We start from the raw sequence: 14,079 nt of genomic DNA on the forward strand, positions 1-14,079 counted from the left end.
TCGACGTACTATATGGACTGCAAAGTAATATGCATACGATTTCGAAACTGCCGGGACCGCTCACCTGAAATGGAAAAACCGCTTCTCGTTCCCGTCAATGGAAGACACGCCCATCACCTCTGCGAGATCGACCAGCTTCCGTCGATCACCGGCCCCTTGATGTAATTGAGATTAAATATCTCCTGCGCCGGCAGCACGGCGACTCTCCGTTGATCGAGGAAATGCTGAGCGCCTTGATCACCGATCACCATACCCGCGGCACCATCGACGAGCAGTGCAGTGCCCTCCGGCAGTGCAACGACATGCTCGTTCGGATTGATCGCAAGAAACTCGGCGATTCGCTCCTCCCGGCTTTCGCCGTTGTGCCCCGCGATCTTTCCGCTGATGAAATGCGGATTGACCTGAAAATGAACCAATCCAAGTGCACGCAACGTCGGCGGCTGGACAATCGGCATGTCGTTTGTCGTGCGGATCGTCGGGCAAGCAACATTGCAGCCGGCACTCCAGCCGACGTACGGCATGCCGTTGGATACACGCTCCCGAATGACGTCAACGATGCGTTCGTCATACAGTCGCTTGAGCAGCGCGAACGTATTGCCGCCACCGATCACGATCGCCTCAGCCTCGGAAATCGCCTGGAGAGGTTGCCTTCGATGAATCGATTCGAGTTCGAAGCCCCATTGTTCGAAAACGGGCCGGACCATTTGTTCGTATTCGTCGTAGGTCGACGTAATGCCACCGGCATAGGGCACAAACAGGACGCGCTTCGCACGTCCGTTCAACAGCAAGCCGATCTGCTCACGCGCATGCTCGAGATACCCGAGTCCACCCTTACGCGAACTGCTCATCAACAGAAGATGTTTCAATTTCGTTTTCCTAAATTAGTACGTCGCCCCATGAGATGCATGGACAGCATCCATACTCACAACATTTCGGCGATGCATTTTGCCACCAGCGTATTCGATAAAATCACCGGGCACCCCGCCTCTCGCGCCGCATGCGTACGATGACGCTGTTCGTATCCCATGCAGTCGAGCACGAGAATCCGGGCGCCGCGTCCACGCAACGTACGTGCAGCGATGGACAATTCCCGGAAGTCGTCGGTATAGGGAGACGCTGCCGCGTATTCGGCTGGCGTCGACAAAATTCGCCACTTCGACCCTTCCGTTTCGATCTGCTCGGGAAGCGGCACGACGACCCCGACCTTTTCGGATCGTGCGAGCGCGCCGACGATCGGCGGAATCATCTTGTCCGGCTCGAACAAACGCGCCCGCTTGCACGAAAGCCCATCGAACTCACCCGTGCAAAGCAACAGGATTGCGTCGCATCCCTGCTCTTCAAGCCGCATGATCTTTTCCTGCAGTGCGTTGCCGACGGCCTCCTTGTCAAGGACCACGGCCGTACCGTCGGCAATGCGCGTCACCAGTTTCCGCCCGCTCCCGCACGGTGCGAAGCGCGCATCTATTTCATCTTTCGTCAGTCCATCCAGGGCCCCGGCATGGACGCACTTCACGCCGCGCGGCATTGCCGCCTCAACGATTGACGCGATATTTGTCCGCGGCGCCTGGCCGATCGTCACCGTAGCAAGCATCCAGTTACCCAATCGTTCATCAACCAAAGGAGCATCGTTTCCGGATTAGTTCGACCCCCGAAATGCGCAGAGCGCTTACAGGGAGGAGCCTCCCGCCGCTAAGCGGCCGATACCGATCGTGTCGACCAGAACGGGTCTCCCACGGTGCGGCCAAGCTGGGATGCCTGCTCCCGCGCCATCGCAGCCAGGCGGTCAACCTCGGTCGGCGAACTCATCGTGAGCGGAAACGCGAGACTGAACGCCAACGACTCGCCACTGGACGGATCGCCGACTGCGCATCCGACAGCCCCGATCCCGGGTAACGATTCGTCCAGCGCGACCGAAAAACCGGTGCGCCGCGTTTCCGCGACCCGCCGCATGAGTTCGTCGATGGAGTTCGGGGCGGCAGACGAAGCGGGGGGCAACCCATCGGGGAACAAGCGCACGATGGATTGGTCGGTCTCGCGCGCCAGGAGTGCCCGGCCCGTCGAACCGGCCCAAGCGGGACCGCGTTGCCCCGGAAATGTGACCATGCGCAGCGGATGAATACCCGGATGGACACGCAGCACGACGACTTCCTGCTTGTCGAGCACCGAGATGTAGCCCGTGTGCCCCGTCTGCTCGCACAATCCGCTCAGCGCCTTGTCCATCATGCTGAGTAATGGCGTCGACGCCCGGACCATATGCGCGAGCTCGAGCAACATCAAGGCGGGACCGTAGGCAAGCGTTCCCGGGTCGCGCTCGAGGAGCATCTGCTCGCCCATTTGCTTCAACAAGCGCGATGCCGAACTCTTCGGCATACCGAGGTGCTGAACAACATCGCTGACCGTGACGGCCCGGCGCAGCCGAGTCAGTAGCTGCAGGATCGCGCTGGCGTTTTCGAGAGAGCTCATCTTTGGTTCCGTATTTTGGAACTACGTTCCACAATAAGAAACATAATGGCGAGAACCTCCCTAGACAACCAGTAGTAGTTTCCCGAACGGCCGGCACACGGTCCGACCTTGCTTCGATCCCGCGTCTGAATGGAGCCTCGGCGGACCCATCGACACATGAATGCGTCTACCCTTTCATCGCGCAAATCGACCCTGCTTGCGCTTGATGCCACTCGCCGTCAACACGATCAGCGATACGACAACGATCATCACGGTAGCCAACGCGTTCATCTCCGGATTCATGCCGAGACGTACGCGCGAGAACACCACCAGCGGCAGCGTGGTCGCACCCGGCCCGGAGAGAAACGCCGACAGAATGAGGTCGTCGAGCGAAATCGTGAACGACAGCAGCCATCCGGATACGACCGCCTGAACTATCGCCGGCAGCGTCACATGGAAAAAAGCGGCGACCGGCCCTGCCCCCAGATCCAGCGCGGCCTCCTCGATCGCGATATTCAGCTCCTTCACGCGCGACTGAACGATGACCGCGACGTATGAAACGCACAGCACCGTATGCCCGATCGCCATCGTCACCCAGCCTCGTCCGGGCGGCCAGCCGAAACACTGCTCGAGCGTGACGAACAACAGCAGCAATGCGATGCCGAGTACTACTTCAGGGATGACGAGCGGTGCATTGATCAGCAGCGAGAACGCGGGCCGCCCGCGAAAGCGGCTGAATCGCGCGAGAGCGAAGCCCGCCCATGTACCGATCAGGATCGACAGGCATGCAGTGGTCAGTGCGATCTTCAGCGAAAGACCGGCCGCATGCAGCAGTTCATCGTCGTGCATCAGCGCGGCATACCATCTCAACGATGCGTGGGACCATACGCTTGCCAGCTTCGAATCGTTGAACGAGTAAACGATCACGCTCGCGATCGGAGCGTACAGGAATGCAAATCCGAGAACGAGCACGAGCACGCTCGCCTTTCCAGTCAAGTTCTTCACGCCGTACCTCCACGCTCGCGGCTCTGATAATGCTGAAATGCGGCGATCGGCACGAGCAGCAACACCATCATCGCAACGGTAATGGCTGCCGCCGCCGGCCAGTCCATATTGTTGAAGAACTCGTCCCACATCAACCGCCCGATCATCAACGTGCCCGATCCACCGAGCAGCTCCGGAATCACGTATTCGCCGACCGATGGAATGAACACCAGCAGGCTGCCGGCAACAATGCCGTTTCGAGCAAGCGGGATAGTGACGCGAAAGAACGCCTCCACCGGCCCGGCGCCGAGATCGTAGGCCGCCTCGAGCAGGCGCATGTCCATCTTCATCAGGTGCGCGCACAACGGCATGATCATGAACGGGAGGTACGAGTACACCATTCCGATATAGACGCCGATATCGGTGTGATAGAGCCGTAGCGGCGACACGATCAGCCCGATTGCCATCAGGGTTCGGTTCAGTATGCCGTCGTCCTTGAGAAGGCCGCTCCATGCATAGACCCGCAGCAGGAACGACGTCCAGAATGGCAACATCACACCAAGCAGCAGGACGTTCCTGCGCGCCGGCGACGCTCGCGAAATGCAATACGCGAACGGAAAACCGAGCACGAGGCAAAGCGCGGTTGAGATCGCCGCGATTTTCAGCGAACTGAAGTAAGTCGAAACATAGAGACTGTCCGCCAGCACGTCGGCGTAATGCCGCAGGCTCAATACGATCCGAACCAACGAATCCGACACGACGAACGTGTCCGTATAGGGCGGGCTTCGAAGCGCGACGTCCGAAAAGCTGATCTTGATGACCAGCAGAAACGGAATGGCGAGCGCCGCAGTGAGCCAGGCCGACGGCACGGCGATCGCGATGCTGCGCCGACTCGGCACAATCGATCCAAGCCACGCCGGTACGCGTTGCAGTGCGCCCGGCAGCCGGCGGTGCCACGTCAATTGAATGCGGGAAGTATTCATGCCGTCAGCACCATTACATCGTCGGCGTCCCAGCATATGGAGACCTCTTGCCCCACGACGGGCAGGGGTTCTCCCGTCACGCCCGCGACTGGCACATGCGACACCACGGTCTTGCCGCCTGGCAGCGCGACATGGAAGCTCGAATAGTCGCCCATGTAAACCGCATCGACGATCGTACCGTCAGCACAGTTTCGTTGACCGGCGATCCGACGACGCGAGATTCTGACTCGGGGCGGCCGTATCGAAACGGCGACCGCCATGCCACGCGTTCCCGCGATGCCGTGGTCGACGTAGATTTCCGACTCGACTTGCTCGCAGCGGATCACCGCATGATCCGGGCCGAGCTCGCGCACGGTCCCTTCGAGAATGTTGGTCGTGCCGATGAAAGTCGCCGTGAACCTGCAGTTCGGATACTCGTAGACGTCGCGAGGCGTTCCTGTCTGCACGATGTTTCCGGTGCTCATGATCGCGAGGCGGTCAGCCATCGCCATGGCCTCCTCCTGGTCGTGCGTCACCATGATGCAAGTCACGCCGACCTTCTCGATGATCTTCACGAGTTCCAGTTGCGTCTGCTGGCGAGTCTGCCGATCCAGTGCCGACATCGGTTCGTCGAGAAGCAGAAGCTTCGGCTGTTTTGCCAGCGATCGCGCAAGCGCGACACGCTGCTGCTGCCCGCCGGACAGCTGGTCGGGCCACCGGCTCGCGAACGAAGTCATCTGCACCAGCTCAAGCATCTGCATGACGCGCTCCCTGCGGGCAAGCCGGGTCATCTTTTCCCATTTCAGACCGAATGCGACGTTCTGCGCGACGCTCAGATGCGGAAACAGCGCATATGACTGAAACATCATGTTGACTGGCCGCCGATATGGCGGACATTCCGTAATGTCCGTTCCATCGACGAGAATACGGCCCGAAGTCGGTGTCTCGAAGCCGGCCAGCATGCGCAACAACGTCGACTTTCCGCATCCGGAACTGCCCAGCAATGCGAACAGTTCGCCCTTGCCAACGCAGAGATCGACTTCGTGCACGGCAACCGCATCGCCGAACTTCTTGACCAGTTTCTCGATGCGGACGAAACCCGCGTCGCTGCGCGGCGGCTCGCTTATGGTGGTCGGCCGCTGAAACAGCGGTGCGGCATCGGTGAGATTCATGGAGTACCCGTTTAACTGAAAATGAAATCGGATTGGGTCGGTACGCGTGTCATGCGCGATGTCAGAACGTATAGACCAGCGTCGTGCCGATCACGTCATTGCTCTTTCGCCAAGAGCCGTCCGCGCGCTGGAACACGCTCTTGTTTGCCCAGTCATGGCGGTATTCGACCTTGATCGTGTAGTTCACGGCCGGGTAGAACATCAGGTCGAATGCGACGTCCTGCCGATTCGCCCCGCGACATTCGAGTCCGTTGTCGCTCGACGCGGCCAGACAGGACGGGTCGATCCCAAAGCCGTTCAGCCCGTCGGTTCCGGGCGAAGCGACGCCTGCCAGCGCGCTGCCGCCAACATAGGTGTTCCCGCCGCCGCCACCGTTGCGACTGTCGTTCAGATAATCCCAGCGCAATGCGACGCCCATCAACCCGATCGTCGGTAGGTGCCACTTACGCGTGTACAGCATGGAAAGCCCCCACCACGTCGCGTCCCGTCCGTTCCATGCGGCATGCTTCTGCTTGCCGACGTCGATTTCCGCGTTGAACGTGGTGTCCGCGACCGCATAGGTCGCATCGATGTCCATGAACATGTACGTCGAAAACGGCGACGCAGTCGTACAGTTGTAGCCGAAGCCCCCGGACGCGCAATCCCCGCCGGCATTGCCCGAATAGATCGCCTGCCGACCGATCGCGCCTGCCCAGCCAACGTCCCAGGCCCCCTTGCTGCGATCGATCCGCCAATTGATCATCGGCGTGAGACTCGTATGCAGGCGTCCGCTCGAATCGGAGGCGGTGGCCGCGTGCGTCAGGTTCTGTGCATTGCCGATGATCACCTTCCAGCTGTAGTCGCCCTTGGACCCGTTATATCCGGCGCCGACGAAATAACCCGGGATGCTGAAGTCGTACAGGAGGTTGTGCGTCAGCGTGGGCAACAGGTTGGATTGCTGCGATTCATAGCCTGCGACGCTCGGCATGAGGCCGAACAGGAACTGATTGGTGTCATCGTGCGGGATCGTTACAAACGCCGTATTGAAAATGTTGTTTCCCTTGGCGCCGTCGAGCGTCGTATTGCCGGCGCCGCGATTGGGCTGAATCTGGATTTCGGCTGAAGGTGCGGTAGGCCCGACCCCGAACGTCTTCTTGATGTCGAGGTACACATCGCCCATGTTGCCGCCATAGTACGTATACCCGCCGTTGTGATCGAGAAACGAGACACCGCCGCTGCGCGCATTCCGGTTGTACAGATACATCGGATCCAGATAGCCGGTGATCGACAGGCCTGCGATCGGCCCCTCGCTCGCCGCCGTACTCAGCGTCTCGACCTGCAGGTTCTGTCTGGCCACTTGCTGCTTGAGGTCGGAGAATTCTTCCTCGGAAACACCACGGTTCGCGTCGCCTGGCTTCACAGGGGCATCCTTCGCGGCACGCTCCAGACTCTCGACCTTTCTTTGCAATACCTGCAACTGCGCCTTCAACTCGTCGACGACCGTGTCCGCGTGGGAAACGGCCGGCATGCAGGCCATCAGCAGCGCTCCAATCCGCTTCTGCATCTCGTGCCTCCTCACCCTTAAATTATTTCGTTATGCGTATTAACAAGCATGGCATTCATTCCGTGAGACGCCGTCATGCGGCGTCGCGTCTGCCTATCGCCCGGCCTTCAGTTCGAGGTAGTCCCGATTGATCTGACGCATCAGCGAAATCGGCAGCGGCTTCTCGAGCGTCACCCGCTTCATGTCCTCGGGTGGTGGAAAGATGGCCGGATCATTCATGATCTTCGGATCTATCAGCGGACGCGCGGCGCTGACCGAGGTCGGATACTTGATCTCGTTGGTTTGCGCCGCCGATACATCCGCACGCAACATGAAATCGATGAACTTCATCGCGTTGTCCTTGTGCGGCGAACCCACGGGAATGGCGAACATGTCGACCCACAGCGGCGCGCCCTCCTTCGGAATGACGAAGGTCAGATCGAATTTCCGCCCCGCGGCCTTCGCCTGGAGCTTCGCCGTTTGCGCGTCGCCGGAATACGCCACGGCAGCGCACACGTCTCCGCCTGCGAGATCCGCGATATAGCTGGACGAACTGAACTGCGTAACGTACGGGCGAATCGCCTTGAGTTTGTCCAGCGCGGTCTTGAAATCCTTCGGATCCTGCGTACCGGGATCGAGTTTCGCGCCGAACAACGCGTCCTGGAAGGTCTCGCCACCGTTGTCCTGCAGCGAGACTCCGCACGACTTCAGCTTGGTGGCCCACTTCGGGTCAAAGATCATGTCCCAACTGTTCAGTGGAGCGTCCGTACCCGCGCGCTTCCTGACCTCGGTCAAGTTGTAGGCGAGCCCCGTGATCCCCCACACGTACGGCACGCCATATTCGCCCTTGGGGTCGTTGACCTTGATCAGATTGACGATCTGCGGATCGAGATTCTTCAGGTTCGGCAGCTTCGCCGGATCGAGCCGAGCAAACAGGCCGGCGTCCTTTTCCTTCGCGAAGTAGTTGTTGCTCGGCACGACGATGTCGTAGTCCGACCGCCCGGCAAGCAGCTTGGTCATCAGCGTATCGTCGGTGTCGTAGACGTCGTACGTCACCTTGATGCCCGTCTCCTTCTCGAACTTCTCGACGGTGCCCGGCGCGATGTTTTCCGAGAAGTTGTAGACATGAAGCACCTTGGCCTCGTCGGCGTGCGCCGTCGTGCAGCAGATCGCCGCCGTGATCGCGCATGAAACTGCCGCAAGGTTCGCCTTCAGACTGAATCGAGTATGCATGGCTGTCTGGACCTATTGACGATGTGAAGGGTTCGCCGACGACACAAGGCGGCCGGCCACCTTGAACCGGATTCGCGTTGCATTGCCCGGGAGATAGGAAAGCGGCACATCCTCCTGCTCGAGGATCTCCACCGTGGCCGGATCGGCACCCGCATGAACGGCGGCCCGAATCGCTTCGTCGCGCAAGGACGCCAGCGTCTCGTCGCGGCTGTCGTCGCGCATCGTCACGATGCGATCGACCTCGCCGCTGACATCGCCGATCGCGACGCCGATTGCGTTGGCCGCACCGAAGTTGGCCGGGCGGATAACTTCGTCGGCACCGTCGATGCGGTCGGGAAACAGCGCGCTTCCGCCGCCGACCAGAATGACCGGCAGCGGCGCACCGCTGGTCCTGATCCGGTCAACACCGCTCGCCAGTTGCCACAGCACCGTGTTGAAGGCAGTGCGGCAGAAGCCGACTGACACGTCGGGCACTCGGTCGCCGATGCAAAGTCCGGTGCCGAGAACCGACGCGACATCGGTCAACGTCAGCGTCGATCCGCCGAACACCATCGCTTCGCTGGTCAGGCGATAGCCGACACTTTGCGGGCCGATCACCGGTACACCGTCCGGGCCGCGCCCGATTACCGTGCCGCCGCCGATGCCCAGCGAAATGATGTCAGGCATCCTGAAGTTGGTCCGCACGCCGCCGATGTCGACAGCGAGCGCGGACTGTCGCGGGAATCCCTTCGTCAACATCCCGATGTCCGCCGTGGTGCCGCCGACATCGATGACGATTGCATCCTTGCGCCCCGACAGAAACGCCGCGCCCTTCAGCGAATTGGTCGGCCCGCATCCGATCGTGAGCACCGGAAACGCACGGGCGACATCGGCCGACATCAGCGTGCCGTCATTCTGTCCGATCATCGCGCGCGCATGGTCGAGTCGCGTCGCCTTGAGCGCGTTGCCGAACCCGGCGATGACGTCCTCGATCACGTCGCCCAGCGCCGCATTCAGGATCGACGCGTTCTCGCGAGGCAGGAAACCGACCGATCCGGTCCGGTGCGAAAGCGTCACCGGGATCGCGCCGAGTTCATCCGCTACCCACTGCTCGACCAGGCGCTCCTGTTCGGGATTGATGTTGGAAAATACGCCGCAGACGGCAATCGCATCGACGCAGCCGCGCCATTGGCGAACGGTGCTCCGAATCTCGCTCTCGACGAGCCTGCTGAGGAGACGGCCGTCGTATTCGTAACCTCCGCCCACGATGCGCCATTGCAAACCGACGGCCGCCGCGAGATCGCGCGGCCAGTTGGCCAGCGGCGGCACGGACGCGGACGATGGGCCGGCCAGCCGAAGCAACCCGACCCGCCGCAACCGCTTGCGCTCGACGATCGCATTGGTGCAATGCGTGGTGCCCAGCATCGCCAGCCCAATCTCGCCGCTCGCAATGCCGGTCTCCGACAGCAACTGCTCGATGGCGGCGCGCACGCCGCCGAACACGTCGACGGTCGTCGGCACCTTCGCCGTCGCGATGCAGGTCAGGTTTTCATTCAGGATGGCGGCGTCCGTATTCGTGCCGCCGACGTCGATTCCAATTCGATAGGCGGTCATGCGCGCCTCCTTGCGATCGATTCGACCGGCTCGTAATCCACTTCGTAGCCGAAGTACCGGGGGCCGGTCGTCCGGACGCCCTCCTCGGTGCGCCATTGGTCGTGACACGGGCAGGCAAGCAACGCGACACGCATACCGTACGTCAGCGTTTCAGTGGGAATGGCATGTCCGGTTTCATGATCGACGAGCGTGATCAGGTCGGGCGTGGTCGCCAGCACACCTCGCGCATCCCGCGCGACCAGAAACTCGTTCTGGAAATTCACGGTCACGCTGCGCCCGGTGTCCTGCTCGATGCCCGCGATCTCCATCGAGCCGCGCGTAAATCCGCCCGTCGTGCGACGCTTCAGGTCGACGATCTTCCCTTCGATCAGCAGGTAGCCATTCAGCGCGTCGGCCAGACCGGTCGCGACGTTGCCACCCTGACGGTCTCCTGCCCGCGAAATCAGCCGACCGATCTCCTCGGCCAGCGTGATCGTGCCCGGTATCGCGCACCGGCGCACTTCCTCCCCGGTCAGGGGAAAATCGCACGCGGTTGCGTTCGCACCCATTGCGTCCACCAGCGGACGGCACAGACGCTCCCCCCATTCGCCGTCGCTCGGATACACGGTCACGCGATTGCCACGTTCGTCGGCGAACGTGGCGATGCGTGCAGCGAGACCATGCAGATGAAATGACACCATCTGATATTCCGGAAAGGCGCGCCCCATTGCATCCGCATCGATGACTGGCAGCCGGCGTCGCGCCGCCAGGATAAGCGGCACCAGCGAATTGCCGCCGCCGATCTCGACGGGCATCGTCGCGAACGCCCGTTTGCCGAGCGCGGCCTGCATATCGTCGAACACGATGTCCAGCTCGCGCCCGGACGGGAGTTTTTCGATCGAGACCGAGGGGGCGCCCATCATCGATGTCGGCAGAATCAGCGCGCCGGCTGGTACCTCGTTCACGTCCAGCAGTTCGATCGGGCCGCTGCGGCGAATTTCGTCGAGCGCGATGTAAAGCCCGATCGCCGTATCGCCACCGCCGCCGGTACCCAGGACTGCTGCCCCCAGCGCGATGTTTCTGACCGCGTCTTCATCAAGCTGCCGCATGCATGCCCCCTGCCGCAGCGCCCCGTCGACTGCTCGGCTCGCCTGTTTGTCGTTCCATTTCTTGAGTGCCCCTCTGGTTCTCGGTTGAATCGCCACGCTGGATGCAAAGTGCATCCGACAGCGTGGAACCGAGAATCGGGCGCCAAATTACGACGGTCACTAGACAAGATGTGCAGCGGGATGCCGATCGTTTATCCCTCGGGGATAACGGTCAAACTTGCGGGGCGCAGCCGAGTCAGCCGGCGTTGCGAGACAGCTTCAGCGCGAAGTGCAGCGCGAATTGCGCACCGTCCCGGATGGGCACGGAACCGAGGATCTGCTCGATCTTGTCCAGTCGATATTTGAGCGTCTTCGGGTGAATACCGAGACGATGGGCCGCCAGTTTATGCGACTGCCCCGCATCGAAGAATGTTTCCAGCGTGCGCACGAGTTCGCTTTCCTGCGCCCGGTCGTGACTTGCGAGCGCGCCGACCATGCTGTCGACCCAGCGTCGCGCGGCCGGCTGCGCTGCGACCTGGCGGAACAACACGTCGAGCGCAACATCGTCGTACGCGACCGGGCCGTCGGCCAACGCGGCGGCATCGAGCGTCAATACCGACTGCGCATCGAGCACGCTTCGATACAGATCCTGCGCAGAGTCGACTGGTGCGCCGCACGCGATCCGCCAGTTGTCGCGGCCGGTATCCGCGAGGCCCGCCCATATCCGGCGAAGCAGCAGATCGATCGCCTGCCGCGCACCGCCGAACGATGAACCGCTCGGAATCGATGGTAGCCAGAGCAAGCGTCCGTCCCACTCGAACACGAGCGGCTTCGATTCGATTGCATAGATCGCCCGCCAGATCGCCCGGCCTCTTGCGTCGAGCGGTGTCGACGTATCGATCGATGGCAGCGCCGGTTCGAACAGAACCGCAACGCTCAGCGACGACAGATCGAGAGACTTCGCCAACGCCAGCGCGTTCGCCCGCTCAACATCGCCCGCGGCAAGCTGCACGAGCCACTCCCTGAACGGTTCGGCGTAGGCTTCGTCAGCCACACGCTGTTTCGTCAGTTCCATCGTCAGAAGTGCCGCCGCCTGTTCCATCGTTGCAACTTCCAGCGGGCTGGGCTCCAGGCCGTCCGGCACATTCACGATCAGGTAGCCGTCAACCGGCGCATCGGGCCTGCGGCCAAGGGCGACCATCCACGCGGCGCTCCGGACGACCGGCCTCGTCGGGACGATGGATGCCGGCAGATTGGCGGCGATGTCGGCGGCATTCCATTGGTCAGACGATGCATAAAGCACGCCACGATCATCCAGCACGGCGACCGAGCGTCGCAGAACACGCGCGAGCAACGACACGAGTGTATTCAAACCGCCGCCATTCAACATCTCCTTCAACAGTTGCTGCTGAATCGCACCGGCTTCGCGCGCGACGTAACCGTCCTCGCGTTGAACGGCGCAGACGAGCGGGGTCAGGATTTCCGCGTAATCCACGCTGAGCGGGAGCTCAAACAGCGGCATCGAGAGTTCGTCCGCCATCCGCAGCACAGCCGGTTGCAACGGATCGATCAAGCCGACCTGAACCACGAGTGCCGCACAACCGCCGCGGCTCAATTGCCTGATCAGCGCAACCTGCCGATTCGTATCGCCGTCCGTAAAACTCAATGTCGTCAGAAACAGATGCCGGCGAATATCCCAGTCCTCTTCATGCTCGGTGACCGTCTCGAGTACATTCACATGATTCACCACATTCGCCAGGCCGCGCTGTCCGGCGATCAGGCGCGCCTCCTTCATCCCGCCGATGCGAGACGCCTCGTCGACTGTCATTCCCATATCGTTCCCCCATCTGTTCCGGTTCGGATTGCTGCGGCTTCTGGAGAACCGGTGCTCCGCCGCGAAGTGCCGGCATGATACCGAGCCAATAGGCGTTTGAGGACTCTCCGGGCGTTGGGTACCGGAATCTGGAACCAGAGTGGCTCAGGGCAGGCGGGCGCAAGCGAGCTTGATGCCCGAGGCCACCGACATGCGGATGGTCGATTGCGCGGACGAGTGACTGTGCAACAAGACGACTGGGGGATGCGCCGGCGGGGGCATTTCCGGGACCCGGTTCCGAATTCGCGGATTGCAGTCAAATGAACAGCAGGCCGTTACATGCAATTCCGAGCGATACGCCCTGAATCCGCGATGTCCCGAAGATGCAACTGCGCGGGCCTCACAGGAGACCGGCCTTTCTCGCAGCAGCCGCTGCCTGCGTGCGGTTAAGCACGTTCAGTGCCCTGAATATGGCCGTAACGTGAGCCTTGACGGTCTTCTCGGATAGATCCAGCTTGTCCGCGATGACCTTGTTGGGGACGCCATCGGCGAGATACCGGAGTACTTCTATCTGTCGCTGTGTGAGCAGGCCACTGGCGGGGGACGGCGCCAAATTCCGCGAGTCGTCGGCACTCGGCGAAAGCAGTTCATCGAGCACGAGCGGCGGCACGTAGCGCTCGCCATTCAACACCATCTTGATCGCAGACAGCACCGTATGCGGGCCGGCCGATTTCGGAACATAGCCAAGTGCCCCGCGCGCGAAAGCGGCGCGCACATCGCCCGGGTCTTCAGACGTCGACAGAACAATAATCTGCACTTCCGGACGAATACCTGCAATCGTAGAGATCGCTTCCAGGCCATTCATCCCGGGCATCCTCAGGTCAAGCACGACAGCGTCTACCTCGCTATCCTGACCGAGAATTTGCATGGCTTCGTCCGCATTGCCGACCTGAGCGACAGTCAGGTCTTCATCGTTCTGGCACAGCAGGGCCGCTACACCGTCCCTGAGGACAGGATGATCGTCGACGATGAGTATCTTCATTGCAATCGATCAGACGAATAACCGATAGAAGGAAAGGTCTTAAGACCTTCGCCCCATTCAGACCTTCACTATTAATCTTAGAGGCTAAAGTCGTAATGCCTCAGTCTTATTTCAACTTCTTTCTTCGTTAGCCCAACGTCGCGTTTACATTTTCATGGAAATTGACAAAACTGAATCTCGTCAGTGCCTAATGCGAGTCGACTTGTGCCCAAACCGGGGAATATCGATAGCCCATGCCATTTCGCAAAT

12 protein-coding genes are annotated in these 14,079 nt (G+C 61.1%); all 12 read right to left on the bottom strand.

The genetic code is table 11. The annotated features are described in order from the left end of the window. Window positions 1-113 precede the first annotated feature (113 nt). The 12 genes from pepE to HW466_RS04460 all read right to left on the bottom strand — a co-directional run bounded on the left by pepE (window position 114) and on the right by HW466_RS04460 (window position 13,830). On the bottom strand, window positions 114-866 hold the full coding sequence (gene pepE, locus HW466_RS04405; RefSeq protein WP_414127690.1) for a dipeptidase PepE: 753 nt from the start codon (window positions 864-866) through the stop codon (window positions 114-116). 56 nt (window positions 867-922) lie between these two features. Further along, on the bottom strand, window positions 923-1,591 hold the full coding sequence (locus tag HW466_RS04410) for an AroM family protein (protein ID WP_059773256.1): 669 nt from the start codon (window positions 1,589-1,591) through the stop codon (window positions 923-925). Window positions 1,592-1,689: 98 nt separating this feature from the next. After that, window positions 1,690-2,463, bottom strand: a complete 774-nt coding sequence (locus tag HW466_RS04415; protein ID WP_059869408.1) for an IclR family transcriptional regulator — start codon at window positions 2,461-2,463, stop codon at window positions 1,690-1,692. Between the two features lie 174 nt (window positions 2,464-2,637). Further along, on the bottom strand, window positions 2,638-3,438 hold the full coding sequence (locus tag HW466_RS04420; RefSeq protein ID WP_151002974.1) for an ABC transporter permease subunit: 801 nt from the start codon (window positions 3,436-3,438) through the stop codon (window positions 2,638-2,640). Between the two features lie 5 nt (window positions 3,439-3,443). Beyond that, the gene (locus tag HW466_RS04425) at window positions 3,444-4,409 is read right to left on the bottom strand and encodes an ABC transporter permease subunit (RefSeq protein ID WP_059773246.1); all 966 of its coding nucleotides are present in this window, start codon (window positions 4,407-4,409) and stop codon (window positions 3,444-3,446) included. Beyond that, entirely contained in the window at window positions 4,406-5,560 is a 1,155-nt protein-coding gene (locus HW466_RS04430) for an ABC transporter ATP-binding protein (RefSeq protein ID WP_151002928.1), read from the bottom strand. The genes HW466_RS04425 and HW466_RS04430 overlap by 4 nt, the downstream gene beginning before the upstream one ends. A 61-nt stretch (window positions 5,561-5,621) precedes the next feature. Beyond that, entirely contained in the window at window positions 5,622-7,103 is a 1,482-nt protein-coding gene (locus HW466_RS04435) for a DUF3138 family protein (RefSeq protein WP_151002930.1), read from the bottom strand. A gap of 93 nt (window positions 7,104-7,196) precedes the next feature. After that, on the bottom strand, window positions 7,197-8,315 hold the full coding sequence (locus HW466_RS04440; protein ID WP_151002932.1) for an extracellular solute-binding protein: 1,119 nt from the start codon (window positions 8,313-8,315) through the stop codon (window positions 7,197-7,199). A gap of 12 nt (window positions 8,316-8,327) precedes the next feature. Then, window positions 8,328-9,908: a hydantoinase/oxoprolinase N-terminal domain-containing protein gene (locus tag HW466_RS04445; protein ID WP_151002976.1), complete on the bottom strand. Its 1,581-nt coding sequence runs from the start codon at window positions 9,906-9,908 to the stop codon at window positions 8,328-8,330. Beyond that, window positions 9,905-10,996: a DUF917 domain-containing protein gene (locus HW466_RS04450; RefSeq protein ID WP_151002934.1), complete on the bottom strand. Its 1,092-nt coding sequence runs from the start codon at window positions 10,994-10,996 to the stop codon at window positions 9,905-9,907. Before HW466_RS04450 ends, HW466_RS04445 begins: the two co-directional genes overlap by 4 nt. 235 nt (window positions 10,997-11,231) lie before the next feature. Further along, entirely contained in the window at window positions 11,232-12,803 is a 1,572-nt protein-coding gene (locus tag HW466_RS04455; RefSeq protein ID WP_170296598.1) for a PucR family transcriptional regulator, read from the bottom strand. A 385-nt stretch (window positions 12,804-13,188) separates the two neighbouring features. Beyond that, window positions 13,189-13,830, bottom strand: coding sequence for a response regulator (locus tag HW466_RS04460; protein WP_151002938.1), 642 nt, complete (start codon window positions 13,828-13,830; stop codon window positions 13,189-13,191). Window positions 13,831-14,079 lie beyond the last annotated feature (249 nt).

This window comes from Burkholderia territorii (assembly GCF_902833055.1).
Taxonomy (GTDB): domain Bacteria; phylum Pseudomonadota; class Gammaproteobacteria; order Burkholderiales; family Burkholderiaceae; genus Burkholderia; species Burkholderia territorii.